Annotated in this window: 26 protein-coding genes; 5 read left to right on the plus strand and 21 right to left on the minus strand. The window is 52.7% G+C overall.

Annotated elements, in window-relative coordinates:
• Positions 1-159 precede the first annotated feature (159 nt).
• Together ACTID9_RS15270 and ACTID9_RS15275 are read right to left on the minus strand one after the other, a co-directional pair.
• Positions 160-939 carry a hypothetical protein gene (locus ACTID9_RS15270; protein WP_441065237.1) on the minus strand — a complete coding sequence of 260 codons (780 nt, stop codon included), beginning with the start codon at positions 937-939 and terminating at the stop codon, positions 160-162.
• Positions 936-1,901 (minus strand): phosphodiester glycosidase family protein, encoded by a 966-nt coding sequence (locus tag ACTID9_RS15275; RefSeq protein WP_441065239.1) that lies wholly within the window; start codon positions 1,899-1,901, stop codon positions 936-938. Before ACTID9_RS15275 ends, ACTID9_RS15270 begins: the two co-directional genes overlap by 4 nt.
• Positions 1,902-2,094: 193 nt before the next feature.
• Between ACTID9_RS15275 and ACTID9_RS15280 the strand changes: the two genes are divergently transcribed.
• From ACTID9_RS15280 to ACTID9_RS15290, 3 genes are read left to right on the plus strand one after another with little or no spacing between them, the layout of a single operon-like run.
• Positions 2,095-3,045, plus strand: coding sequence for a heme-dependent oxidative N-demethylase family protein (locus ACTID9_RS15280; protein ID WP_441065241.1), 951 nt, complete (start codon positions 2,095-2,097; stop codon positions 3,043-3,045).
• A gap of 3 nt (positions 3,046-3,048) precedes the next feature.
• The gene (locus ACTID9_RS15285; RefSeq protein ID WP_441065244.1) at positions 3,049-3,483 is read left to right on the plus strand and encodes a dimethylamine monooxygenase subunit DmmA family protein; all 435 of its coding nucleotides are present in this window, start codon (positions 3,049-3,051) and stop codon (positions 3,481-3,483) included.
• Between the two features lie 45 nt (positions 3,484-3,528).
• Positions 3,529-4,491, plus strand: coding sequence for a PDR/VanB family oxidoreductase (locus ACTID9_RS15290; RefSeq protein ID WP_441065246.1), 963 nt, complete (start codon positions 3,529-3,531; stop codon positions 4,489-4,491).
• Between the two features lie 131 nt (positions 4,492-4,622).
• On the opposite strand, the gene ACTID9_RS15295 is transcribed toward ACTID9_RS15290, so the two are convergent.
• The 13 genes from ACTID9_RS15295 to ACTID9_RS15355 form a co-directional block, all read right to left on the minus strand.
• Complete coding sequence (locus tag ACTID9_RS15295; protein ID WP_441072614.1) at positions 4,623-5,345, minus strand: amino acid ABC transporter ATP-binding protein; 723 nt, start codon at positions 5,343-5,345, stop codon at positions 4,623-4,625.
• A gap of 56 nt (positions 5,346-5,401) precedes the next feature.
• Positions 5,402-6,058 (minus strand): amino acid ABC transporter permease, encoded by a 657-nt coding sequence (locus ACTID9_RS15300; RefSeq protein ID WP_441065247.1) that lies wholly within the window; start codon positions 6,056-6,058, stop codon positions 5,402-5,404.
• Between the two features lie 16 nt (positions 6,059-6,074).
• Complete coding sequence (locus ACTID9_RS15305) at positions 6,075-6,893, minus strand: transporter substrate-binding domain-containing protein (RefSeq protein ID WP_441065249.1); 819 nt, start codon at positions 6,891-6,893, stop codon at positions 6,075-6,077.
• A 231-nt stretch (positions 6,894-7,124) separates the two neighbouring features.
• Positions 7,125-8,336 (minus strand): M20 family metallopeptidase, encoded by a 1,212-nt coding sequence (locus tag ACTID9_RS15310; protein WP_441065251.1) that lies wholly within the window; start codon positions 8,334-8,336, stop codon positions 7,125-7,127.
• Between the two features lie 25 nt (positions 8,337-8,361).
• A complete protein-coding gene (locus ACTID9_RS15315; RefSeq protein WP_441065253.1) occupies positions 8,362-9,330 on the minus strand; it encodes a P1 family peptidase in 969 nt (322 codons plus the stop codon).
• Complete coding sequence (locus ACTID9_RS15320) at positions 9,330-9,884, minus strand: ECF transporter S component (protein WP_441065255.1); 555 nt, start codon at positions 9,882-9,884, stop codon at positions 9,330-9,332. Before ACTID9_RS15320 ends, ACTID9_RS15315 begins: the two co-directional genes overlap by 1 nt.
• A gap of 47 nt (positions 9,885-9,931) precedes the next feature.
• Entirely contained in the window at positions 9,932-10,774 is an 843-nt protein-coding gene (locus tag ACTID9_RS15325; protein ID WP_441065257.1) for an energy-coupling factor transporter transmembrane component T family protein, read from the minus strand.
• Between the two features lie 5 nt (positions 10,775-10,779).
• Positions 10,780-11,646, minus strand: a complete 867-nt coding sequence (locus ACTID9_RS15330; protein WP_441065259.1) for an energy-coupling factor transporter ATPase — start codon at positions 11,644-11,646, stop codon at positions 10,780-10,782.
• Positions 11,643-12,503, minus strand: a complete 861-nt coding sequence (locus ACTID9_RS15335) for an energy-coupling factor transporter ATPase (protein ID WP_441065261.1) — start codon at positions 12,501-12,503, stop codon at positions 11,643-11,645. Before ACTID9_RS15335 ends, ACTID9_RS15330 begins: the two co-directional genes overlap by 4 nt.
• Position 12,504: 1 nt before the next feature.
• Positions 12,505-13,263, minus strand: a complete 759-nt coding sequence (locus tag ACTID9_RS15340; RefSeq protein WP_441065263.1) for an SDR family oxidoreductase — start codon at positions 13,261-13,263, stop codon at positions 12,505-12,507.
• 20 nt (positions 13,264-13,283) lie between these two features.
• A complete protein-coding gene (locus ACTID9_RS15345; RefSeq protein ID WP_441065265.1) occupies positions 13,284-14,726 on the minus strand; it encodes an aldehyde dehydrogenase family protein in 1,443 nt (480 codons plus the stop codon).
• A gap of 19 nt (positions 14,727-14,745) precedes the next feature.
• A complete protein-coding gene (locus ACTID9_RS15350; RefSeq protein WP_441065267.1) occupies positions 14,746-15,819 on the minus strand; it encodes a tartrate dehydrogenase in 1,074 nt (357 codons plus the stop codon).
• A 293-nt stretch (positions 15,820-16,112) separates the two neighbouring features.
• Positions 16,113-17,426, minus strand: a complete 1,314-nt coding sequence (locus tag ACTID9_RS15355) for a sigma-54 interaction domain-containing protein (protein WP_441065269.1) — start codon at positions 17,424-17,426, stop codon at positions 16,113-16,115.
• 212 nt (positions 17,427-17,638) lie between these two features.
• Between ACTID9_RS15355 and ACTID9_RS15360 the strand changes: the two genes are divergently transcribed.
• Positions 17,639-18,553, plus strand: coding sequence for an NlpC/P60 family protein (locus ACTID9_RS15360; protein WP_441065271.1), 915 nt, complete (start codon positions 17,639-17,641; stop codon positions 18,551-18,553).
• 42 nt (positions 18,554-18,595) lie between these two features.
• On the opposite strand, the gene ACTID9_RS15365 is transcribed toward ACTID9_RS15360, so the two are convergent.
• Positions 18,596-20,224 carry an amidohydrolase gene (locus ACTID9_RS15365; RefSeq protein ID WP_441065273.1) on the minus strand — a complete coding sequence of 543 codons (1,629 nt, stop codon included), beginning with the start codon at positions 20,222-20,224 and terminating at the stop codon, positions 18,596-18,598.
• A 20-nt stretch (positions 20,225-20,244) separates the two neighbouring features.
• A complete protein-coding gene (locus ACTID9_RS15370; protein ID WP_441065275.1) occupies positions 20,245-21,594 on the minus strand; it encodes an APC family permease in 1,350 nt (449 codons plus the stop codon).
• 307 nt (positions 21,595-21,901) lie between these two features.
• On the opposite strand from ACTID9_RS15370, the gene ACTID9_RS15375 reads away from it, so the two are divergent.
• Entirely contained in the window at positions 21,902-23,137 is a 1,236-nt protein-coding gene (locus tag ACTID9_RS15375) for a MerR family transcriptional regulator (RefSeq protein ID WP_441065277.1), read from the plus strand.
• 213 nt (positions 23,138-23,350) lie between these two features.
• On the opposite strand, the gene ACTID9_RS15380 is transcribed toward ACTID9_RS15375, so the two are convergent.
• From ACTID9_RS15380 to ACTID9_RS15395, 4 genes are read right to left on the minus strand one after another with little or no spacing between them, the layout of a single operon-like run.
• A complete protein-coding gene (locus ACTID9_RS15380; RefSeq protein WP_441065279.1) occupies positions 23,351-24,715 on the minus strand; it encodes a sensor histidine kinase in 1,365 nt (454 codons plus the stop codon).
• The gene (locus ACTID9_RS15385) at positions 24,696-25,385 is read right to left on the minus strand and encodes a response regulator transcription factor (protein WP_441065281.1); all 690 of its coding nucleotides are present in this window, start codon (positions 25,383-25,385) and stop codon (positions 24,696-24,698) included. The genes ACTID9_RS15380 and ACTID9_RS15385 overlap by 20 nt, the downstream gene beginning before the upstream one ends.
• A gap of 46 nt (positions 25,386-25,431) precedes the next feature.
• A complete protein-coding gene (locus ACTID9_RS15390; RefSeq protein ID WP_441065283.1) occupies positions 25,432-25,977 on the minus strand; it encodes a ferric reductase-like transmembrane domain-containing protein in 546 nt (181 codons plus the stop codon).
• Positions 25,978-25,980: 3 nt separating this feature from the next.
• Positions 25,981-26,949, minus strand: coding sequence for an FAD:protein FMN transferase (locus ACTID9_RS15395; protein WP_441065285.1), 969 nt, complete (start codon positions 26,947-26,949; stop codon positions 25,981-25,983).

Here is a 26,949-nt window from a genome sequence, read left to right on the forward strand (position 1 = left end):
ATCGTACACCAATTGTTTTCCTTTGTTCATTTTACAAAGTGTAAGAAGTATCGACAAAATATTCGTTCATATTGTAAGATTCCAAATTTTCTCCGACTGATCCTCGCTGCTTGATCCATAAAAGAAAAAGGAGGAAGCTTCGCCTCCCCCTTGCTTTCGTTATTTTTTTCCGACTGAATTGGGTTCATATTGATTCTTGCCGCCCGATTGCGGCTCGGACGACGGGTCTTCGCGCACGATTTTGCCTGCTGCATCATACAGGCGCCGTTTCTCATAACGATAGACGCTGCCGTCTGTCATGTACAAGGTCAGGACGTCGGTTTTGTCATCGTACGTGACGGATTCAAGCTTCAGGCTGCCAAGCGCAATCCGGTTCAGGCCCTCTCCCGCGCTGTAACGATAGAGCAGCTTGTCATCGCCGCGTTTCACCATGATGTACAGGTATTCCAAATACGGCGAGAAATCCACTTGCTCGACCTTGGTCTCTTTCCCGGACCAGCGCTGGATCATCACCGGTTCCTGTGTCTCGGTGCCAGCGCCGTGCACTTGAAGCAGGTATGCCCGCAACGAGTTGTCTTGGGCGAAAAACAGGAGCGAGGTATTTCCCAGCCATTGGAAATGAGGAATCTCCTCCGCCTGCTTGCTGTAGACGATCCCCTGCTCATCCGCGACGACGAACGTCCCGTCATTTTGCACATAGGCCAAGTGCTTGCCGTCCGGGCTGTACGCGGACACAGTCGCTTCTTTTGGAATGAGGATCGTTTTCGCCGGTTCCTGATTTCCCTGGTTGTTGCCACTCGCGGAAATGGAGGACGGCTGCAAAAATTGATCCATTCCATATAGTCCGCCAATTTGCACGAGCGAAAGAACCAGGAAGATTGTGATCCATTTGTTCAAACGCGTTTGTTTTCGTTTCTTTCGATCTGATCGTCTCATCATTGTTTTTTCACACCATCGACTAGGAAGCTGGTTGCAACATAGCGCTCACCCAACGGATTGGATGGCGGCACCAGAAACTTCCCTTGATAATAAAGCTCTGTGCTGTATCCGCCGTCGAGATTGGCGGCAATGACGGCTCCTTGTTCCAGCATGATGTTTTGAATGTCCAAGAGCGTGGCACCAATTCCGTTGTTGCCGCGCCCGGAGATGGCGAGCAGCAAAATCGCCCCGTCCTCGCGCTGTCCAATCGCCGTACGCGGCGCGATCCCCCACGATCCGGACGATTCTTTCAAGTAAGGCTTCCCGTCCTTGACCAGCTCGGGCCCGAATGAAATCGCATCCTTGATTCCCATCCGTTCAAGCTCGTCATACGTATATTTACCGACGACGAGGGCTCCCTTGCTCGTCATGCCGATCACCGGCTGGAGCGCCTTCTTGTCCCCGCTCACATACGAACCGCGGGAAATGGTCAAGCCCATCGGAATCCCGCCGGTGCCCAATCCTTCTTTATCAAAAAATCCGCCTGCGTTCACGCCTGCCACCGCATTGGCGTCCTTCACCATCTCACTGACGGTCTGTCCGACGTGATTCAAATGCTTCGTTACACCCACATGAACGCGCTTCGGGTCTTTTACAACCAGCATCGTCCCGGTAAATTTTGCCGTTTTGATCGGGATCTCTTCAATCCCTTCATCGCTTATATCAGAAAAATTGCCTGCTGTATCGGTTCCGCGATCCATCTGGTCGAGTCCGACCGGCTGGTATTTGGCCAGCGTCTCCTTGGAGAAGAAAGGAGTGATCACGAACGGATGGCGACTTGTCAGCACCATTCCAACAATCGTGCTTCGGATATTTTCAAACGGCCCGTATAAGCTGATAGCCGCTGTCGACAACACAAAATAGAGGCCGAAACAGCAAGTCGCGAATAGGAGACGTTTTATCATTTGCCATTTTGTTCTCATCTGTCGAAAATCCTCGCTTTACGTAATAGGGTCCGATAGTAGTATAGAACAGGTTTGTTGCAATTTCTATGGGAAAGCTTGCAAGTCACAAAAAATACAGAAGTTTGTAACGGAATCATTTCAACTTGCTGCAGGAATCGCTATAATTAAGGGAATATGGGTAATTTTCTGTAAATGAAGGAGAGGTGTAGCCATGTCTTCTGACAAAGTATCGCGTTTCCCGTATCCTTTTTCGAGCGATGTATATCGCTATTCCAACAACTCGCTGTTGCTTGATCCCCCAATCGCGATCGAGGTGACACCCGAGTATGAAGACGAAATCGCCTTGAAGCGAAAGCTGTTAACCGACTGCCATAGCCGATGCTACCAATCGCTGCCGCATACGCTACAGGCGCAATGGGAAGTTGTAAGCATTGTCCTCCATCATCTTGCAGAAACGTATCCCGCTTCCTTCACGTTAGCTAAGAAGGAAAGCGTGTGGACGTTTACCAACCATATGTTGAACGAAACCGCCGCCTTTACGTTCGGCGATGCCAGCACGCTGCCGATCGAGCCGCTCGATTTCGTCGGCCGCCATGTCCAAGAAGATTTGATTGTCATGGGCCAGCGCGACAACGATCTCTTTCTCGACGCCGGTCAGCTCTGTTTCCCCGCCAACTGGTCGCTGCAATTTAATCTCGGGATGAATTTCGTCGAGATCCACAGACCGATCCCCGGCTTCTCCGCCGATCGGCTCGACGAAAAAATCCGCAATTTCATCATGCGCCTGGAAAATGGCCAGCCATGGGTCAGGCGCAATTGGTCATTGAACGCAGGGCATAAGCTTGATTCCTCACTCGAAACGTTCCATTTGTGGGGACAGAAGCGCAAGGAAATTACGGCAGAAAATGCTGGACAGGAAGTGTACCTGCGCGTGGAGGTGCAAAAGCTGTTCCGGCTCCCGCGCACGCATGCCGTGCTTTTTACGATCCACACCCATTTGATTTCCTTGCAAGAACTCGCTTTAAACCGCGATTATGCGAAACAACTCTATCACATCTTGGTGGAACTGCCTGATTTCATCGCCGACTACAAAGGAATGAAGCTGTTCCGCGGGCAAACGATCGATTATCTCCACAATTTCCTCAATGAAGCGGGGTGCTGACCGATGCAAAAGCAAAGATGTGTCCTGTTGGTCGATGCAGCGGGCGAGCATGCTTCCCATGAGCTGCGCAAGCAATTGTCCGAAAGCAATCTGCCGTTCGAGGTTCATCATGTGGGCAAGGGAAGCTTGAACCAGCCTGGCCTCGAACGGCTGTTGTCCAATCAGCAGATCGGAACCTTCCTGTATGTGTACACGGCATGGGATTTGCAGCAACCGCTGCTCCGTTTGGCGGAAGAAGCCGGTTTTTCGGACGATGAGATGGAGTATCGCGGATTCGGTCCCATGTCCAAGCAAGTGTACTGCTCCGCTTGTCAGGAGATGAATGAAGTCCAGCAGGAGTTGGAATTCTTTTGCGATTTCTGCGGGATTCATTTGACTGTCTCCGATCATTTTTCCAAGCGGCTGCAAGCCTATCTCGGCTATACTTCGATTCAATAACGCAGGCAAACTGCACATTCCTCCGATAGAAAAGGGTTGGCACTGATGCACGCAAACATACCGGTCATTGTAACTCGGATCATTCAGGAAACCGAAACGGTAAAACGCTTCACCCTTACCGCCAAATCAAAGGAGCTTCTTCCTGCCTTTAGCAGCGGCTCCCATATTACCACCTTTCTGCCGACACAAACAGGCATGCTGGAGCGCCACTATTCGTTACTCAACGATCCGGGAGAGATGCTTTCGTCCTACGACATTGCTGTCCAGAAGAGCGCAGATTCCCGAGGCGGCTCCCTGTACTTGCATACGGCTGTGGACGTTGGCAGCGAGCTTTCGATCAGCTATCCCAAAAATCATTTCTTGCCAAGCTTTCGCGCCCGCCACCATGTGTTCATTGCCGCTGGAATCGGGATCACCCCGTTTTTGTCGATGATGGCCGAGCTGTCGCGAGCAGGCAAGACGTTTGAATTGCACTACGCGGCCAAATCGCGGGAGCAATGCGCGTTTTATGCGCAGTTGCAGCGTCTATATCCCGATTCCTGCCGCTTTTATTTTTCTGCAGACGGTCCTGCAGCCCGCTTGCAGCCTGTGGTGATGGCCAGCCAACCGATCGGCACCCATGTTTATTTTTGCGGACCGGAGATGATGGTCAGCCAATTCCGTGCAGCCGCGCAAGGCTACGGCTATCCGGACAAAAGCGTCCATTTTGAACTGTTCACGCCGATCACACCGATCACCCGCAGCCCGTTCGTCGCGGAGCTGCGCAAAAGCAACAAAAGCATCGAGGTTGGGGAGCAACAGAGCCTGCTCGACGCATTGCTCCAGGCCGGAATCCGCGCGCCCTATTCCTGTCGGGTCGGAGGCTGCGGCACCTGTGCGGTCGAGGTTCTTGATGGAACCGTGGCTCATTACGACACCGTCCTGACTGACAGCGAGCGCGCACAGCATAACCAGATGATGACCTGCGTCTCCCGTGCAGCCTGTGAAAAGCTCGTGTTGAATCTGTAATGTACGTGTGCCTTGGCAAACGTTTGCCTCGCTTGTACAAGCGAAAGACGCTCCCGCATGTGGTGAGCGTCTTTTTTGCACGAAAAAAACTCCCGACGATGGTCTTGGCATCATCGGGAGCTGTTCTTCCCTTATTTGATCAGGCGCAAAAACGATTTGAGCCGCTCGCTTTTCGGGTTCACCAGCACGTCCTGCGGGTCCCCCTCCTCTTCAATCAAGCCGTTGTGCATATAGACGACCCGGTCGGCCACGTCTCGTGCGAACTGCATCTCATGCGTCACCACGACCATCGTCATGCCTTCCTTGGCCAACTGCTTCATGACCTGCAATACTTCCCCCACCAACTCGGGGTCAAGCGCGGATGTCGGCTCATCAAACAGCATGATCTTGGGATTCATCGCGAGCGCGCGGGCAATGGCGACCCGCTGCTGCTGCCCGCCTGACAGCTTGCGCGGGTACACGTCCTGCTTTTCGGCCAAACCGACCTTGGCCAGCAAATTGACCGCGATCTTTCGCGCCTCTTCCTTGCCCACCTTGTTCACCTGAATCGGCGCTTCCATGACGTTTTGCAAGACCGTCATATGCGGAAACAGGTTGAACTGCTGGAATACCATGCCGACTTCCCGCCGGATTTGGCTGATGTTTTTCAATGATTCGTTCAGCTCGATGCCATCGATCGTGATTTTGCCTTTCGAGATGGTTTCGAGCCGATTGAGACAGCGCAACAAGGTGCTTTTGCCCGAACCGCTCGCGCCGATCAGCGACACAACCTCACCGCGATGGATCGACATGTCGATGCCTTTCAACACTTCCAGATTGCCAAAGCTTTTGTGAAGATCCTCGATGCGGATGATCGCTTCCCGCTTTTCCATTCCGGCTGCTTGTGCTTCATTTCTCATGGTTTCCCCTCCTATCGCTCGCTTTTAGACATGCGTCTCTCCATTTTGTTCAAGAAGAACGAAAGAATGGTGGTCATGAGCAAATAAAGCCCAGCGGCGACAATGTAAAATTCAAAAAAGGCGTAGTTGGTTGCAGCGAAACGCTGGGAGGTCATCATCAGTTCAGGAAGTGTGATGACAGAAGCCATCGATGAATCTTTCAGCATGGAAATCGCTTGATTGCCCAATGCCGGAAAGCTGACGCGCAGCGCCTGCGGCAAAACGACGCGGCGCATGATCGTTGGGTAAGTCATCCCGAGCGATTCGGCTGCTTCCACCTGCCCTTTTGGCACGGACAAAATACCGCCTCGGTAAATTTCCGCGATATAGGCACCCGCATTGATTCCCAACGCAAGTACCGAGGCGACGAAGGCGTCGAGTTGAATCCCGAATTGAGGGAGGGCAAAATACATCAGCAGAATTTGAACCAGGACCGGCGTTCCTCTTATCACCCAGAGATAGAAATCTGCCAGCCACATCAATGGTTTGGAGTTGGATATTTTCATCAAAGCGGCGATCAAGCCCAGGATCAGTCCGAGGATGATCGAAAGAACGGTCAGTTCAATGGTAAGCCACGATGCTTCAAGCAGAAAAGGGAAGAATTGGGTAACCAGAGAAAAATCGAGCATTCAGATGCAGCCCCTTCTAGCGAATATCTTTATCAAACCAGTTGTTGCTGATCTTCTCGTATGTGCCGTCGCTTTGGATTTCCTTTAGCGCTTTGTTCAACGCATCTTTCAGCGTGCCCTCGTCTTTGCGGACCGTAAAAGCCGCTTCCTCTTTGTACAGCACATCGCCCAACGCTTTGAACGGATATTTTTTCTCCTTGATCATGTTGGCCCCTACCGCTTTATCCGTAATGACGCCTTTGATCCGGCCATTCAACATGTCCTGGAATGTCAGCATGTCGGTTTTGTACGTCACCAAATCGACTTTCAGCTCTTTCGCTTTTTCTTCAAACGTCGAACCGATCGAAGCGCCGATCTTGATTCCTTCGATCTTGGTCGGGTCGGTGATCGGTGAGTCGTTCGGAACGAACAGCTGGCCGCCGGTATGGTAGTACGGTTCCGTGAAGTCGACTTTTTGTTTCCGCTCTTCCGTAATGCCCATGCTGGAAATGATGATGTCGTATTTTTTCGCCAAAAGGCCCGCAATGATCGAATCCCACGGCGTTGGGACAAAATTCACTTTCACGCCCAATTTGCCCGCGACCGCATTGGCGATATCTACGTCGAATCCGACGAGTTCGTTTTTGTCGTTGTAAAAGTTGAAAGGCGGGTATGCTCCCTCGATGCCGACATTGATAACCCCCGCAGATTTGACCCGTTCGAGCGACTGGTCACCGGCCCCTGCCTGTCCACCTGCACCTTGGCTGCCCTGATCGACCGTTTTGGCGCCACAAGCCGAGAGGACGAGCAATGCCAGCGAAACCACTACGAGTAGAAGACTACGTTTTTTTACCATCTTTTTTCCCCCTTATGTGCTGGTAAACAACTGCGACTTCCTAGAGCTGGAAAAAACCCCTCCTACTTATGTCCCACACCTCTTGTACCGGTGCAAGATAACTTTGAATTTTCAATGTATTATAATCATTCCGTGAAAGGTTTGTCAATGCAATCACCTCAATCGTGTAAGCGCTTCCAAACTTTAACGCAATACAGGAGAGACTTGGCAAAGTCCCTCCTTTTTACTCGGTTATTCATTCAGGAAGACCAATGCTGCACGCGCATACAGCTTGGTGGTCTCGACCAATTCTGCAATGTCGACATATTCGTCGGCATGGTGCGGCACATGACGGTCGCCCGCACCGGTCGTGACGATCGGTACACCCGCCAAATGCAAGAATGTTCCGTCAGTTGCGCCCGGGACTCCGTTGTATACCGGATCTTTTCCCGTGATCGCCTTGTAGGATTCCGCAACCGCCCGTACGATCGGATCGTTGATGTCCGTCTCCGTCCATGGCCGCTCCTCGATGATTTCCAGCTCTGCGCGGAAATGCTCATCGTCTTTGGACAATGCGACAAGGATGTCTTCCATTTGCTGGCGCAAAACCGCATGATCTTGGCCTGGAACCGTGCGAATATCGAGCGTCGTCATGCACTGGTCAGGGACGACGTTGATCTGCGCATCCCCTTTGACCGGCGCCTGCAAAATCGTCGGCGTGATGCTAGGGTATCCAAGCATCGGATGGCAGCCGAGCCGTTCTTTTTCTTGACGTTCCAGCTCGTCGAGCGCGACGATGGCGCGCGCCATTCGCGTATTCGGATTGATGCCGGTCAGCGGCATGGCACCGTGCGCCATTTTTCCGTACACCCGCAGGATCGCCCGCATGGCCCCTTTTTGCGTGATGCAGATTTGATTTTCTTCCGGTTCGCAAATGATCGCGCCATCTACCCCGTCCGCCCATCCGCGGCGGATGAAATCTTTGATGCCGATCATCATGCTCTCTTCATCACAAGGTATGCACAGGATGATCTTGCCGGTAAACGGCAGCTCGGAACGCTGAATCGCCTTTACGGCGCAGATGGCTGCTGCCAGGTTGTTTTTGGTATCGCAGGCACCGCGACCATAGATCCGCCCGTTCTCGATCGTTCCCCCAAACGGATCATAGCTCCACGAATCAAGATCACCCTCGGTGACGACGTCCGTATGCCCCTCGAACAGCAGCGTTTTGCCCGGTTTGCCCGAATCATAAATGGCAATCACATTGGGACGGCCTGGCACCACTTCCTCATAATGCACCGTCAAGCCCATTTCTTTCAAATAATCAACGACAAACAGCGCAACTTTCTCTTCGTTCCCGCCCGGTACTCCCGGACGGTATACGCTTGGAATGCGAATCAGATTTTGGGTCAGAGCTACTACTTCCGCTTCTTCTACAAATGAAACGACTTTGTCAACTGACACTTTGCCTCTCCCCTTCTCACTGGTTCTATGCTTGTTTTCGGTCGCGATAGGACGGCAGTCCGCCTGCACCTTCCGCATGCTTGATCGCTTCCATCACGGCCTCGGCGAGCACATCTGCCGAAAGCGTTCCGATCAAATCGACGCTCGCCTCGATTTCGCCGGTGCCAACGGCAAAGATCGTATCGCCATCGTACATCGTATGCACCGGATAAATCGTGCGGGCAAGCCCGTTATGGCTCATTTGCGCGACTTTTTTCGCTTGGGCCTTGGTCAGCCTGGCATTGCTCGCAACCACGCCGATCGTCGTATTCGTGCCGCTCGGGATCGGTGTGAAGCCGTCTCCCATCACAGACGTTAGAATATTGCGAAACTTACCGCTTTCATCGAGCGCTCCTGCCAGCACCTCGCCGGTATGCATATCGCGCACCTCGCCTACTGCGTTCACCGCAACGATCGCCCCGATGACCAATCCATTCGGATAAACGCGCGCAACCGAGCCGAGCCCGCCTTTCATCGCATGGGCAAAGCCGCACATTTTCCCCACCGATGCACCGGTTCCCGCGCCGACATTTCCTTGCTCGACCTTGTCCACCGATGCAATCGAGGCTGCCAGGTAGCCCATCTCCTGATCCGGTCGCACTTTCGGGTCGCCGAGCGGCAAATCGAACAGACAGGCTGCCGGTACGATCGGCACTGTGGCAAAGCCGGTATCCAGACCGATGCCGCGCTCTTCCAAATACTTCATGACCCCGGAAGCGGAATCGAGGCCAAACGCGCTGCCGCCTGTCAAGACGATCGCATGTACCTGCTCGACCAGGTTGCTCGGATCGAGCAAATCCGTCTCCCTTGTCCCGGGGGCCGAGCCGCGCACGTCAACCCCGCACACGGCTCCCTCCTCCATGAGAAGGACGGTGCAGCCCGTCAGCGCTTCCACGTTCTGCACCTGTCCTACTTTGATGCCTTTTACATCAACGATTGTTCCGGTAAGCGTCATTACATGTCACCCGAAATTTTCGAGCGTTTGCGCCCGGAACCGATTTTCATCCACGCTGCCACAACCGCGAGCGTTACGATGACGCCGACGACCGCTTCCGGCAGACCGTTGGCAACAGCGACGCCAATCGCGACGTCAGCCGGCATATAGCCGCGCGCAACAGCCATCCCCAACACGAGAATGGTATTGGTCATCGAACCAAGGAATCCGGCTACCCCAATCGCCACATACTGATTGACTCTGCGCAAGCCAACATATACGAGAAATGCCACAACACCGATGAACAGGCGCGGTAAAATAGCCACCAGCGGGTCTTTGAACAAAGGCACCGTTGCGTTGAAGAAAGAAGATACACCAAAAATAAGTCCAATCAACAAACCGACCAACGGGCCTTCCATAATCCCACCGATGACAGCTGGAATATGCATGATGGTCGCATTGCCCGCTGCAGTCGGCACCGGGATGTAGCCGAGGCGGGTGACGCCGAGCAAGATCGCAATCGCGCCGAGCACGCCCGCGATCACAATTTTACGTACGGTTAAGCCTTTTTCCATCTTGACTCCTCCTTGTTATTTTTTATGTGTATACTTCAGTATCCCGCTTAAAACGGATAAGGATACCAAAGCAATACAGCCGCGATTACCATGCTTGCGAGCAGAACCAAGACGTCTGTCGCATTCGCTTTGTACCGAACATATTTGGTACGGTTTTCGCCAGGCACGTAGCATCGTGCTTCCATCGCAAGGACAAGATCTTCCGCGCGGGCGAGCGCCACGTTAAACAGCGGAATGATGATCGGAAACGTATCCTTCGTGCGCTTGACGATTTGCCACCACTGGCCTGTGCCAAAGTCAGCCCCGCGCGACGCTTGCGCCTTCATCAGCTTTTCCATTTCCATCGCAAAGGTTGGAACGAAGCGGATCGCGATCGTAATGACAAGCGAGAACGCGTGAACCGGAAATTTGATTTTTTCCAACGGTCCCAAGAGGCGTTCCATCCCGTGCGTAATTTCGGTCGTGGAGGTACTGAGCGTCAGCACGCTGGACAAGAAAATCACTTCAACAAAGCGCATGGTGGAAACAATGACGAGCCGAATGCTTGTATCGGAAATTTTGATGATGCCGTATTGAAAAAATATTTTGTTGGCTGTAACCGCTTCCCCCATGAACAATAGCTGCATGATCGCCAGGATGATGATGAACGGAACAGCCGGTTTCAACCCGGACAAGCCATAGCTGATCGGAATCTTGGACGCATAAAACAAATATGCGCAAAACGCAAGCGCCAACAGATTGCCCACATACGTTTCGCAAATGGCGATCGCGATGATCAGGATGGTAAACGCGGCCAGCTTGAAGCGCGGGTCGAGACGATGGATGAACGACCCGGTCGGGATGTACTGGCCGATCGTAATGTTGCGTGTCAATTCGAATTCTGCCGACATCTGCCTCACCCCTTCGCCGATGGTAAGATCGATAATATTTCGCGCGCAGCCTCATGCGCTTCGAACGCGCCCGTATCTACCGCATAGCCTTGGTCCTGCAGCTCATGCAAAATCTCCACGGACTCGGGCATGCCGATATGGTGTTCGCGCATCAATGCTTTGTTGCTGAAAATTTCTCGCGGTGTGCCGCTGTGCACGACTTTTCCGCCCGCCATGACGTAAACCCGATCCGCCATGAACGCGACTTCCTCCATATTGTGAGAGACGAAAATGACCGTCACCTTTTCTTCCTTGTTCAGCCGCTTGATCCGCGCCAACAGCTCGTTGCGCGAATACGGGTCAAGCCCTGCGGTAGGCTCATCCAACACGATGATTTTTGGTTTGAGCGCCAAAATGCCGGCTAACGCTACTTTTCGCTTTTGGCCGCCGCTTAATGCAAACGTGGCGCGGTCTTTCATTTCATCAAAATCAAGCCCGACCATATCCATCGCCCACCGTACGCGGGAGACGACTTCCTTCATCGGCAGTCCCATCTTCAAGGGACCGTAGGCGATATCATCCCCGATGATTTTTTCAAAAATCTGGTCCTCCGGATTTTGGAAAACAAGCCCGACTTTGCGCCGGAGACTTTTGACATCAAGTTTCGGCTTGGACAAATCCACCCCATCGATGACGACGCTCCCGCCCTGCGGCAGCTGCAGCCCGTTAAAATGCTGAATCAACGTGGATTTCCCGCAGCCGGTATGACCGATGATCGCGACGCACTCGCCCTCATTCACCTCGACATCGACGCCGAACAGTGCCTGATGCTCAAGCGGCGTTCCCTTCATATAAATATGGGTCAGGTTTTTTACCGAAAGAATCGCGCTCATGAATGAACCACCCCTGTCCCGACGCGCTTCACTTCATCGATCAGCTCGCGCTTCGTAATGACATTCGGTGCGAAAGCCGGGTACGATTGGTTGATCAGCGCAGCGATTTTGCTTGCATCCGGCACGTCGAGGTGCAGCTCCCCCAGCTCTTTTTGCCGCAGGAACACGTCCCGCGGCGTGCCTTCCATCACAATTTCCCCTTTTTCCATCACGATGACGCGGTCTGCTTTCGTCACCTCTGTCATATGATGGGTGACGGTGACGATCGCCATGCCTTTTTCATGAAGCGAATCGACGACCGCCAAAATGTCATGGCGCCCGTACGTATCGAGCATGCTCGTCGCTTCGTCAAGCACCAGCACCTGCGGCATCATCGCGATGATGCCCGCGATGGCGATACGCTGCTTCTGGCCGCCGGAGAGATGGTGTGGCGGCCGTTTGCGGAACTTTTCCATCCCGACCGCGTGGAGTGCGTAATCGATCCGCTCTTTCATCTCTTCCGCAGGAACGCCGATGTTTTCAAGGCCGAACGCCACATCATCTTCCACGATCGTCCCGACGATCTGGTTGTCGGGATGCTGGAATACCATCCCGACCTTTTGGCGGATCGCCTTGCGCTGCGCGCGATCTCGCGTATTGTACTCCCCGACCCAAACATCCCCGCTCTGCGGTGTCAAAATGCCGTTTAAATGCTTGGAAAGCGTCGATTTGCCCGATCCGTTATGTCCGATGATCGCCAGGTATTCACCCGGGTTCACCTGAAAGGAAACATCCTTCAACACAGGAATGGTTGTCGACTGATTCACCGTATAGCCAAAGGAGACACCTTCGACCCGAATGAGCGGTGTTTGTGTCATATTAAATCCCCCGTCCTCCATCAACATTCAAAACTTCACCTGTGACCATTTTTCCCATATCGCTCGCCAGGTAGAGAGCGGCATTGGCGATGTCTTCAGGCGAAATCAAGCTGCCCAGCGGCACGCTATCGATAAAGATTTCCTTCGTATCCCGTTCGATGTCCGCCTGATCGCCATTCATGAACTTGCTTAACATCGGCGTATCGGCAGGACCCGGATTGATCGCATTGACGCGAATTTTGTATGGGGCAAGCTCAATCGCCAGCGCCTTGCTCAAGATGACGGCAGCGCCTTTGGACGCGCAGTACGCATGCAACCCTGGGCGCGCGCGAATGGACGCGATCGACGCGGTGTTGAGAATGACGCCGCCGCCCTGTTGTTTCATGATCGGCACCACATATTTGCTGGTCAGGAAAATGGACTTGGTGTTTACATTCATGATCGTATCCCATCTCTCAACCGTCAATTCCTCAATGGGCAAAAAAGACATCGGCACGCCTGCATTGTTCGCCAATATATCGACGCGGCCGAACACGCGGACCGTCTCCTCTACCAGATGGCGCACCATCGCTTCATCCGCAACGTTTACGGCAACCGCGAGCGCATCGCCCGGCAGCTCCTGGCGGGTCGCTTCCGCCGCCTCGGCATTCAGATCGGCGACAACCACCTTCGCTCCTTGACGTGAAAACAACTGGCACATGGCTTTGCCCATTCCTGAGCCTCCGCCGGTTATGATCGCAACTTTGTCTTGCAAGAGCATTTGTACGTCCTCTCCCGTCTCTACAGATTTACGACGACCATGCGCAGCTCGGTCATTTCCTCGATGGCATAGCGCGGGCCTTCCTTGCCAAGCCCGCTGTTTTTCACACCGCCATACGGCATCACATCGTTGCGATAGGTCGACACGTCATTGATGATGACGCCGCCGTATTCGAGTGTGCGCGCCGCCTGGAAAGCGATCTGCAGATTGGTGGTGAAAATCCCGGCTTGCAGGCCGTAGCTGGAGCGATTGGAAATGTCGAACGCCTCGTCAATCGTTTTGTAGGGAATGATCGTGACCACCGGCGCAAACACTTCCATGCAGTTCACTTTCATCTCGGGCGTCGTTTCGGACAGTACAGTAGGATATATTACCGCCCCTGCGCGTTTTCCGCCACATAAAATTTTCGCTCCCTGTGCGACCGCTTCCTCTATCCATTGCTCGGTGCGGATCGCTTCCCGTTCGTTGATCATCGGGCCCACATCGGTCGACGGGTCTTCCGGATCGCCGATGACGAGATTATTGACAAAATCTAAATACTTTTCAGTAAATTCCGCCACAACGTCTTCCTGTACCAAAATCCGCTGAACCGCGATGCACGCTTGACCGGCATTATGGAAGCTGCGGGTCGAAATGATTTTGGCGGCTTGCTCCAAATCCGCGTCGTTGTGGACGATATTCGGCGAATTATTCCCAAGTTCGAGCGAAACGGGACGCAAGCCGCTGCGCTCCTTGATCCGCTTGCCGACCTCTGCGGAGCCGGTGAACGTGTACATGGCGATCCGCTCATCCGCGAGCATCCAATCGCCTACCTCGCTGCCAGCACCTGTCACGATGTTAATATGCCCTTTCGGCAGACCCGCCTCTTCCAAAATCTCTACCAGCTGGAACGAGGAAATCGGCGTCGAGGTAGCCGGCTTCAGCACGACGGTGTTGCCCGCCGCGATGGCTGGCGCGACTTTGTGCGTGCTCAACAGCAGCGGATAGTTAAACGGTGTGATCGCGCCAATGACGCCTTTTGGCACGCGGATCGCAAAGCCGAGCCTGTTCTCCGATCCGGGCGTCGCGTGCAGCGGCACCATTTCTCCGCTGATCCGTTTTGCTTCCTCTGCGGATAGACGCAGCGTATTGATCACACGATCGATTTCGCCTTTCGCATCCTTCAGCGTTTTGCCGACTTCACGGGCGAGCGACAGCTCCAGCTCCTCGCGCCGGATTTCCGTGATGACAGCAGCTTTCAATAAAATGCTGTATCGGTCAAACGGGGTCAGCTTCGACGTTTTGAAAGTCTTCTCCGCCAACGTGACCGCATCGGTGACATGCTTTTGCCCCGCGCGGGATATATGTGCGATCACGTCACCGGTATATTTGTGTGTCACCGGGATGGTATCGGCAGTCGTAATCCATTCGCCGCCCAAGTACAGGCCATACGTTTTGACAGCAGCGTTTGTATGTGAATCCATGCGAATCCCCTCCTATAAATTAGGCATGTGCCAGTAATTTTTCATTGATCGCGTTGCCAAGCTCCTGTGTCGTCGCCTTCCCGCCTATATCAGGGGTGCGAACCTTTCCTTCCACCAGCACGTCCTCGATGGCATCGAGAATCAGCTTGCCCAGATCACGGTAGCCGAGATGGTTCATCATCATGCTGATGCTCCAAATCGTCGCGATCGGATTGGCGATGTTTTTGCCTGCGATGTCAGGAGCGGAGCCGTGAATCGGCTCGAACATCGACGGATACTCCCGCTCCGGGTTGATGTTGCCGGATGGCGCGAGCCCCAAGCCGCCGACGATCGCTGCGCCGAGATCCGTCAAAATATCGCCGAACAGGTTGCTGGCGACAACAACGTCGAAACTCTCAGGTCTACTAATAAAATAAGCGGCCAGCGCGTCAATATGACAAAGCGACAGGTCAACCTCGGGATATTCCTTGTGCACATCCCGCACCACTTCATCCCAAAACGGCATGGAGTAGTTGATTCCATTGGATTTTGTAGCAGCCGTCACGCGTTTGCGGCCCATCGATTCCGCCAACCCCATCGCATAGCGCACGATCCGTTCGATGCCGAAGCGGGTAAACACATTGTTTTGGACCGCCAGCTCGTACGGCGTGCCGCTGTGCAACCTGCCGCCCATATTGGAATATTCGCCCTCTGTATTTTCCCGGACGATGACGAAATCAAGCTCCTCATGCCCTTTGTAGCGAAGCGGACTGTCCAACCCTTTTAGCAACTTGGCGGGACGGAGATTCACATATTGCTGGAATGCCCGGCGAATCGGCAGGATCAGCTCCCAAACCGACACATGGTCGGGAACGGTTGGAGCACCGATTGCGCCCAGCAAAATCACGTCATGATCGCGGAGCTGTTCGAGTCCATCAGCCGGCATCATTCGCCCGTGCTGTAAATAATAGCTGCAGTTCCACTCATACGAGCGAGTGGCAAAGGAGAGACCGCCATGCAGTTTTTCCACCGTTTGCAAGATGGACAAACCTTCAGCCATCACTTCCGGTCCGATTCCATCTCCTGCAATGACCGCTACCTCGTATCGTTTCATGTGACTATCCCCTTTTTGGCTGGTGTTGCCCGTTTTAAATTGCAAGAAGGATGCCAATTTGGAAAATTCTTATTACTTTGATCGAAAAGCGGTGATTTCGCCCGTTTTATCTTGTGTTCATTTGCAAGCGCTTCCATCTTCCGTGCATATCCTGGACGATTTGCAGCAATTGTGCAACACCATTGCAACATGACCGCAACACGACGTTCTCTGTTGCAACTTGCGCAACATCTCCGCAACTTTCACAACGCGATTGCAACATTCACTTCCGATTGAAAACAAACGCTGCTTTTCTACATCCGTTTTAATTTGCGCCACAAGGTTGTCCGGTCGATCCCTAGCAATCGGGCCGCCTCGGTTTTATTTCCGTGCACACGTTCCAGCGTAGAGGCAATCATTTCTTCTTCGGTCTGCTCCGCGTTTTTCTGCCGCTGCATGGCCGCGCGCAATTTTGTCGCTTCCGCTTTCCGTTTGAAAAATTGGGCGTCTGCGATGCCAAGTGTTTTGTCCTGGGCCAGCAGGACCATCCGCTCGATCACATTGCGCAGCTCGCGGACGTTTCCTGGCCAATGGTACTGCTGGAACAATTCATAGATTTGTGCATCGACACCCGTCACTTTCTTGTTTGTTTTATCGTTGAACTCATGGATGATGCTGGTGCAAAGGGCGGGTATGTCGGCAAGGCGCTCGCGCAGCGGCGGTATTTCCAGCGTCAGCACGTTCAGCCGGTAATACAAGTCCGACCGGAACAGCTTCTCCTCGATCAGCTCCTCCAGATTGCGGTTGGTCGCTGCCAGCACGCGCACATCCACGGGAAAGATTCGTTCCCCGCCGATCCGGCGTACCTTTTTTTCCTGCAGGACACGCAGGAGCAGCGCCTGGATCGGCAGCGACATCTCTCCGATCTCATCGAGGAAGATCGTCCCGCCATGGGCGAGTTCAAACAGGCCCTGCTTCCCTCCCTTGCGTGCACCCGTGAACGCGCCGTCTTCGTAACCGAACAGCTCGCTTTCCAGAAGATTGCCTGGCAGCGCCGCACAGTTGACCGCCACAAACGGCCCGTTGACCCGCTGGCTCTGCAAATGGATGCCTTGCGCGAACAGCTCCTTTCCCGTCCCCGATTCGCCCAGAATCAGCACGGTCGCATCCGTTTGCGCAAAGCTGCGCGCCAGCTCCTTGATCTCCGTGAAGACCGGCGAGTCGCCTGCGATGTCCTCCAGCCGGTATTTCGCTTCCAGCCCGCTTTCGAGAAATTTTTTGCGGATGCGCATTTCGATTTTTTGAATGTCCGTGATCTCTTTAAAGGTGGAGATGGCGCCGATGATTTCCCCTTCGACGATAATCGGCAGCCGGTTGATGATGATTTGTTGATTCAAGACGGTGGCGATATCCCCGATTTCGCGCTTTCCGGTTGAGAGAATTCGCAACATGTCGGAATTGGGGATATATTTCGAAATCTTTTCGCCGACGATTCGATCTGGCAAACCGAGAATCTCAATCGCGATTTTGTTCACCAACACAATATTTGCGTTCTTGTCGACAGCGATGATTCCATCATGAGAAGCATCCAGGATGGCTTGAATGTGGGTATACAGGATACTTTGCATATTCACCCTCACTAATCAGCAAATTTTTTACCATTTCCAGACATTATAGCGTATTTTTGCGAGAATCGCGCTGACCAAACTTGGGAATCTACGAACTTTGACGATGCGAACATATGAAATTTTTCCTATTTTTGCACGAGAAGATAGATTCAATCGTCAAGTTGCGGTAAAATTTTCTATGAAATGATCGATTTCGAGAGAAGGAGGCGCAAATGATCAATCGGAAAACAACCTTACTCTCTCTGACAACACTCGTGCTGCTTTTGCCGGTTACTCCCGCCTCAGCATCCACGTACACCGTTGTCAAGGGAGACTCTTTGTTCCAGATTGCAAAAAAATACCAAACGACTACTGATGAATTGATGCGCACAAATCGCTTGAACTCTGACAACCTGCAAATCGGCCAGACGTTGGAAGTCGGCAACAAGCCTGCGATTGGCGGGCAGCCTGCTGCCGGTCAGGATACACAACCTGCCGACGTTGCTGCCGATCAGCCAACAAAACCAGCCAAACCAGATGCTGACCAGCCAAAGCCGCCAAAGCAGATGAAGGTCAACGCTGACATTTTGAATGTCCGCTCCGCTCCGGATATCGACAGCAAAATCGTGGACAAGCTTTCTTTCGGAACAACCGTCCACATTCTCGACTATGGTCAGGAATGGACGCGGATTTCGTACAAAGACATCGAAGGCTTTGTCGCAACGCAATTTCTTTCCCAAAAATCGGCTTCCGGGGAAACAGCTGGTGCCACGCCAAGCAAAATGGATGTCGACAAGCTGCAGGAAATCATCGCCCCGCTGATGAAAACCCGCTATGTGCTGGGTGGAACGACACCGGACGGATTCGATTGCAGCGGCTTCACCTCTTACGTGTTCCAACAGTTCGGCGTGAAGCTGGCCCGTACGTCCGACGAACAGTTCCAAGGCGGTACGGAAGTCCCATTTGAACAGGCACAACCGGGCGATTTGCTTTTCTATGATTCCTTACATAAGGGAAAAGTCTCGCACGTCGCGATTTATTTGGGAGATGGTATGATCGTCCATGCGAATGGCGATGACGTGCGTCTCGAAAAAGAAGTCTACATGCACAAAATTTACCCGTTCTACGGGGTCAAACGTTATCTGTAAGCAAAAAGGATTAGGGCATCCGCGCCTAATCCTTTTTTTGACTTATTTTTCGTATACGATCTTGCCATCCATCATCGTCAGGCTCACCTCTGTCGCGCGGTATTCTTCCGGATCAATCGCAAACAGGTTGCGGTCAAGCACGATGATATCCGCAAGTTTGCCAGCCTCCAGCGTCCCAAGCTCCGCTTCGCGGAAGTTGGCGTATGCCGAGCCGATCGTGTAGCCGCGCAGCGCTTCCGCAAGCGTAATGCGCTCCTGCGGATTCCATCCCCCTACCGGCTGCCCGTCATTATGCAGGCGTGTAACGGCGCGGTACAGTTCGGTCATCGGCTCCAGACCCACTACAGGGAAGTCGCTGCCGAGCGCCAGCTTTGCGCCGGATTTTAGCAAGGAGTTGATCGGCCAAGTGTACGGAATGCGCTCGCTGCCAAACCGGCTGCGGTACGCGTTCTCCTCGTATTTCTCCGCAGCGGCGATGTGTTCAGGCTGCATCGACGCAATGACGCCGAGCTTGGCGAACCGCTCGATATCGCTTGGATGAATCACCTCGACGTGTTCGATCGTGTGGCGGGAATCGCGCACGCCATTCGCCTTTTGCGCCGCTTCAAAGCAATCGAGCCCCAGGCGAACAGCCGCATCGCCGCACGCATGGTAACGAATGCGGAAGCCTTCACGGTCAGCGTTCACCGTCCACTCCTCGATCATCTCCGGCGGCATCAGCGTGTACCCTACCGTATCCGCTTTATCGGAATACGGCTCCAGCATGTATGCCGTGTAGGTTGCGGGCACGCCATCCAGGAAGTTTTTCAGACCGGAGAATTGCAGCTTTTCCGATTTGTATTCGTCACGCAAACGTTTCGGATAGGAAAGGTCTTCGTTCAATTCCACCAGGAAGTGAATGCGGGTCGTCAGACGGTCGGTCTCATCGAACTCGCGGTACATTTCCAGGTCGCCCAATTCCATCGTCACCAATGGGAACATGTCGGCAACAGACGTCACGCCGAGTTTGGCCGCATGATCCAGGAAGCCTTGCAAGAGCTTGATTCTGCGATCGCGCGGGAAGTTGAATGCTTGTTTCGCCAACGCCATCGCAGTTTCGTACAGGAAGCCGGTCGGCTCTCCGTTTTCATCGCGCGCGATTTCACCGGATGGCGGATTCGGTGTATCCCGGGTAATCCCCGCGAGTTCCAACGCTTTGGAATTGAGCCATGCGCCGTGGCATTCCGCATTGAACAAAAATACCGGGCGGTCAGGAAAGTATTTGTCAAGTGTGGAGCGATGCGGCAGCTGCTTGTTCTCCCAGAACAGGTGGTACCAGCTGAAGCCGATGATCCACGGGTCATCCGGGTTTTTGTCGCCGTATTCCTTCACCATCAGCGCCGCCTCTTCCTCGGATTTGGCGCTGAGCAAATGCACGCACTGTTGCTGCAAGCTGCCGAGCAACAGATGGATGTGGAAATCGTGGAAGCCGGCCATGATCAGTTGGTCACCGTACTGGTACTGCTTCGTATCAGGTCCGACGTAGGCTGCGATCTCGCTTGCGTCCCCCACGGCAAGGATGCGGTTTCCCTTGACCGCCACTGCGCCCGCTTTCGGTTGATCATCCAATCCAGTAAAGATTGCGTTGCTTGCTAGTACATAATCTGCATATGCTGTGTGTTGTTCTGACATGGCTTTTCACTCCTCTTTCGTTAGGCTTGGTACTCGCTTTCGTCGAAATTCATCTCTGGCGGCCGTTTGGTAAACAGTTTCGTCAAAAACGCGAGGTAAACGATGCCGATGACAATCCAGATGCAGCCCAGCATAAAGGAATGCGAATCAAGATTGGTCCACAGCCACAAGTTAAAGCCGGCTCCGATCAGCGGGCAGATCAAATATTTCAGCATATCGGTCCCTGCCCGTTTTTTGTGTCGGATATAATAATGCGCAATTACGGACAGATTGACAAACGTGAACGCCACCAAAGCGCCGAAATTGATGAACGAGGTTGCCGTAACCAGATCGACGAATAGTCCGACGAGAGCGAACGCGCCCACCAAGATGATGTTGAATACAGGTGTTTTGAATTTCGGGTGGATATAGCCGAACAGCCTTTTGGAGATCACGCCGTCGCGCCCCATCGCAAACAGCAGGCGGGATACGCTCGCATGCGCGGATAAGCCCGACGCGAAGCAGGCGGTGAGCATCCCGGCGATAAAGATGGAACCAAACAGCGCGCCGCCAATGAATTCGGCGATTTCCGACGCGGCGGAATCAGGGTTTTTGAAGGAATTGAAGTCAGGGTACACCATATGCGCGACGTACGACACGATGATGAACAACGCGCCGCCAATCAGCGTCACCAGCAAAATTGCTTTCGGGATGGTTTTCTCCGAATTGATTGTTTCCTCCGATAGCGTCGAGACGGCATCAAAGCCCAAAAAGGACAGGCAAAGAATCGATGAGCCCGCGATGACCGCCGACAGCGGCACCGACCCGTTCACAAACGGATTGATCGAAAGCAATGTGCCGGTTCCCATGCCATTCATGATGCCCTTGATGGAAAATGCCATGAAAAGAATGATGACGATGGTTTGAAAAACGATCAATAACGTATTGATATTGGTCGTCAGCTTGATACCCAAAATATTGATCAGCGTGATGACAACGATGAACAGCACGACCCAGACACCCTGGGGAACAGACGGAAACGCTTCGGCCAAATAAATGCCTGCGACCAAATAGTTGATCATCGGCAAAAACAAGTAGTCCATCAGCACGGCCCACCCGACCAGAAAACCTGCGTGCGGGCTCATCGATTTTTGCGTGTACGTATACGCCGAGCCGGCAACCGGGTAAGCCTTCACCATGCGGCCATAGCTGTAAGCGGTGAAGATCATTGCCACCAGCGCGAGCAAATACGCGAGCGGCAGCATCCCTTGCGAAATCTGGGTAGCAACCCCATAGGTTGTGAATACAGTCATCGGTGCCATGTACGCTAACCCAAACAAAACAACGGGAGTAAGCGTCAGTGTACGTTTAAGTGAGGATTGATTCTGCATCGAAACAACTCCTTCTGACGGTTGGTTTGGCTGTATCAAGCATCGTTTCCATTGGCAACCCTTACAACTCCCTCTACGCCAAAAACCCCTCCCTTGCCACGTTCTTGCTTTCCAACCACACGTAAAAACCGTTTACACAAATGCTGCATCACGTGCAAACGTTTCCCCCGCATGTTGATTACACAATAATGTACATGCTCAAGCCGTCTTGATATCAATACGAAAATTCAGCCAATATCCAAAAAAACATGGAGTAGGCTCTATGTTTTCGATACAATAGAAAGGACAAGGGATTGGAGGAATTCACGTGAAAATTGGTGCCTTTGCCAAGCACTTTGACATCTCGATCGATACGGTACGGTATTATGTCGATCTCGGTCTCTTAATTCCGAACAAAAAAGAGAGTCAGCTCCAGTTTGACCAAAACTGCCTGGAAGACATGCAAATGATCATCGAGCTTAAAAAGCTGCGGTTCACGCTGCAGGAGATTCATAAAGTGTTGTCACTTCGCCGCATTACCCAGTTTTCCGATATTGAAGACCTGCATTTTTATGTCACACTGTTGCAAGAGAAGCAGCGACAGCTGCAGGAAGAGCGCGACCAGCTCGACCATTCCATCGATATGCTGGCGAAAAAGATTGAGGCGGTCGGCCCGCTCTCCCCGAGCGAAAACCGCACAGGCGTGCCGCTTGCGTTCATTCCGCTGCTCGCCTGCCCGCATTGCCAAAAATCGTTGAATTTGCGAGATGCCTATATTCAAAACCAGTACGTGCTTCACGCCGAGTTGGATTGCCCTTGTGGCTATCAGGCCGAAATCCGCGAAGGAATCGTGATCACCACCTCTCCCTCGCTCGACCCGTCCAAGCTCCAGTATTATTTGTACGATCAAAACACGTTGGAAGATCTGGACCCGAGCCTGGTGAGCTTGTGGGAAAAAGGCAGCCTGTGGATTTACCGCAGGCTAATGCAGGATCGGCCGGCGAATCGCGTCGTGCTGGAAACCAATGTGGACGTGTACGTGTTACCGCCGAAATATTTTGCTTCCATGCCGGCGGATACCCGCTATATTTTTGCAGGAAACGGCGTGACGATGATGACGAAGCTGAAAAGCAAAATCGAGCAGAGCAATCCCGGCTTGCAGGCGCTCTACATCGTCAACAGCGACATGATGCTGCCGATTCGCTACAACTGTGTCGATTTGTTCCTCGATACGATCTCGTTCAATGATTTTTCTTTGTTCCACCATACGTATCCGTTGGAGCGGCTGCAGCACTATCTCACAGCAAACGCGCTCATTTTGGGCAACTATATGTATTATTCGCACGGGGCCAAGTCGCTTGCGAATGTGCCTCGCCTCTATCCAGACCCGCATCCGCTCAATTTTTTGCAGGAATATTTGGACGATCAGATGAAGCAGTACGACTTCATGCTTGCGGAAAATGAATTGATCGGGCTCACAACCAACCCGGGCAAATACCTCGATTACCATGTGGATCGGGAAAAGCTGTACATGAATGCCTACATGGCGCGGCGGAAAGCGTAGTTGCAGACCTTAGCCGGAACAATCGTCATAAAACCCGGCAGCACTCGTTTCTACGTGCCTCCTTCTTCCTCACGTGGCGGCCGGCGTTCCTTGATGGAAAACCAGCTGCCAGCTGCCCTCCTGTCGCCGCCAAATCGAGCTGCGCAGCGACTGTTTTCGTGTGCCCGGCTGTTCGATCCGACAGGGCGCGACTTGAGGGGTTTTGAATATCCGTCATGCAAGAACCGGTTTACTTGCTTGTTTTTGCACCATCGGCAAGGTCACACAAAATACGCTGCCCTCCCCCAGTTTGCTATCCACGGTGATTGTCCCGCCATGCGCTTCCACGATCCACTTGGCGATGGAAAGACCCAATCCCAGATTGCCCTGATTGCGTGAACGGGACTGGTCTGCACGGAAAAACCTTTCGAAAATCGCCTGTTGATGCTCCTCTGCAATTCCGACTCCGGTATCCTTTATTCTGATCATCACCTTGCTGTCATTCTTCTCCGCCGAAATGCCGATGCTTCCGCCTTCCGCCGAATAGTGAATGGCGTTGTCAAGGAGAATCATCAGCACCTGTTGGATTTTCTCCCGATCGGCCTGTACCTTAAGATTGGGCATGGTTTCCAGGGTCAGACAGAGGCCCTTGTTTTCGGTGAGAGGCTTTACTTTCCTGACCAGTTTTTCCAATTCATCGTTTACCTGAAAGGTTTCAAGCTTAAGCTCATAATCGGACGAGTCGGCCCTCGCCAAGGTCAGCATGTAGGAGGCGAGACTTGACATTCGCTTCACCTCGTCCTTTAAATCGATCAGCACCTGCTTGCTGAAAGGCTTCAAACGCTCCCGCTCTTCCGCCTCCAAAACCTCCAAGGAAGCCGAGATCACACTTAAAGGCGCCCGCAATTCATGCGAGGCGTTGGAAACAAACTCCTTTTGCTTCTCGAAGGCGCGGCTGATCGGCACCATCGCTTTTCCGGACATCAAGTAGCCCAGTAATACGGAAACAACAAAAAATAACAGTGAGAGTGTCACCAAGATGAGCATCAGCGTGTGCAAAACTTCTGACTCCTGCGATATGTCCGCCCCTGTAACGATCGTGCCAAGATACATCCCGTCTTGCATAACCGGCCTTTCGGCATAAATGAACTGGCGCTCTTTTCCGTTTTTGGTTTCAACCGCTTGATATTTGACTTCACTTTTTTGCAAAGTGGAGGGGTCAAGCTTCTTTATGCTCCGCACCAGCTCGTGAATCGACGGGGAATCCCCCCCAACCAAATCTCCGCTGCTGTTGAGTATCAAATAGAACGGCTTGAGAACGGTTCCGTCCTCCTCTTCATCGTTATGTTCATCGTCATCTTTTTCTTCATCTCCAGAGCTTTTACTTTTGCCCTCCGCTTTTTCCCGTGTATTGAATTTGAGCAAATCCTTGTAATGCTCTTTCAGTTCCTTATCCGCCAGCGTTTGAATTTCTTGCTCCCTGTCGCTGAAAATAAAGGAGGACAGCAGCCAATAGCTGATCCCGTTAAACGCGATTAAAAAGCAGATCATCAGCACAGCGAAAAACATCGTAAGCTTGTTACGGGTTTTGGAGAACATGGTCAACCTCCAGTTTGAAGCCTACGCCGCGTATGTTTTGAATGAAAATATGGTCGTCCTTGTTTACTTTCTTTCGCACCAGTTTCACGATCGCATCAAGCGTGTTGTTCGTGACGTCAGCGTCGTATCCCCAAATATGCGACAGCAGCGCTTCTCTCGTTACGACCCTCCCTTTATTTCTCATTAATATTTCCAGCAGTTGAAATTCACGAACGGTCAACGGCATTTGCTCGCCAAATCTGGAGAAGGTATGCTCGTTCAGATCTAACGTAAAGGGGCCGACTGTAAGCAAATTGTCGGTAAGCTCATGTTGGATCCGTCTTGCAATCGAACGAATTCTGGCAAACAACTCCTCGAACTCAAACGGCTTCACCAGATAGTCATCGGCTCCCGCGTCAAGGCCCATCACCCGATCCTGTAGCGCGTCTTTTGCCGTCAGCATGAGAATTCCTTTCGTATAACCGCTGGCTCTCAGTTCCTTGCAAACCTGTATCCCGTCCTTGCCGGGCATCATCCAGTCCAGAATGACCAGATTGTAATCGGAGCCGGACAAATAATCGAAAACCTCTTCGCCGTTCTTGGCCCAATCGGTTGTATGGCATTCTTTTTTCAACATATGGACGATCAGCTTGCCCAGGCGCAAATCGTCCTCTCCCAATAAAATTTTCATTTGTGATACCCCCCTGACGAAATCGCCAAATCCTTCCTCTCATCAATTATAACGAATGTTGTCTGGAAGCCTTCCAGCCAACATAAAATCTTGCCATAAAAACACAGATAAGAACCACAGCCGAAGCGTAATAGAACCCGAGAGCCCATGCCTGTTTGGAGTCCGAGCCCGCGAGCAAGCCATGGATGAGAGAAAGGATATACGCAGGATAGGCTACATAATGGGTATTGCGCCAAATTTTCCGCCCGAACCGCTTCATCCAGTCCGAGGTGATCAGGACGATCAGCAGCAAATACAATGCAATCGTTCCGAGTCCCGACGCGATCGGCCTATACGCTGCGGTGAACGGAATAAACACGGCCTGAAACGGAAAGGGAGCGTATGGGTCGATGGTCAGTACCATGCCATGCAAAAGCCCGAACAGAAATCCCAGCCAGCCCGACATCTGGTGAATGGCCAAGAGATTGGCCCGCACGGGAGGCGAAAATGTTTTGCCGTAGCTGAATGCGCCGAAAGAGATTGAAATCAGAAGCAGGAAACTGGCCGTAAACCCGGAAGCCTTGATAACCTCCCAAATCGAAAACCAAAACATGGTCTATACCACCCTAACAGCATATTGATATACAGCGCGATTAAGCGTTATTTCACCGGTTTGCTTGACGATCATGTAACCGAGATGAGGAGCGTAATCGTTGATCCAGGCCGCTCCCTTTTCCGAACCAAGCATGCACAGCACTTTTGCTACAACCTCTGCCTCCGCGGCTGAAGGCGCCAGCACCGTCGCCTGAACTACGTCGCTTTCCGCCGGTTCCCCGGTATGCCCGTGGAGAATGTGATGATTGCTCTTATCCCCCTGCTTCCAGCGGCGGTGAAGCACATTTGAGGTAGCGATTCCCGCACGATGAAGCCAAAGCTGGACGATTTCCGCCTGCTCATCCCACGGGTCTTGTACACCAATGAACCATGGCTGGCGATTCGACCACATGAACATATCCCCTCCCGCATCGACCAAGCCTGTTGGAATGGAAAATTGGCTTTGCATGAAAGAGCAAGCCCGATCAACCGCCCAGCCTTTGCCAATTCCGCCCAAATCCAGAGGTTCGGCCGTGTGCTTGATCACCTGCATCGTGGTACGGTCGAATTCCAAAGCATGGGGGTTTGTTACAGGGCGATATTTCATCTCTGCCGCCGGAAAATTGGGGGAACCAATTTTGTCTTGCAGCAATTCGAAAGAGCGGTCATAGCCTAGACGGTGCAAAGCCTTCCCGATGAAGGGCTGGAACAAAAACTGCGTTTTCCGGCTATATTCCCAAGCTGTGCGCAAAAGCTCAAACATGATTGGCGACAAACGCACAGGCTGTCCGACGGGGCTGCCGTTTAATCGGGAAAGCTCGCTGTCCGGACGAAAACGCGAGGCCAGCCGTTCCACGGTGACAAACCACTGGACAATCGGCCTTTGCCAATACGCCAACGCCGTATCGGTCTGGCCGATCGCAGCAATGGTTGTATTCATGGAATGAAATTCGACACCGGGATAACGTTCATTTGAATACGATGTCTTCAT

Origin of the sequence: Brevibacillus fluminis (assembly GCF_052072235.1) — a bacterium.
GTDB lineage: Bacteria > Bacillota > Bacilli > Brevibacillales > Brevibacillaceae > Brevibacillus_D > Brevibacillus_D fluminis_A.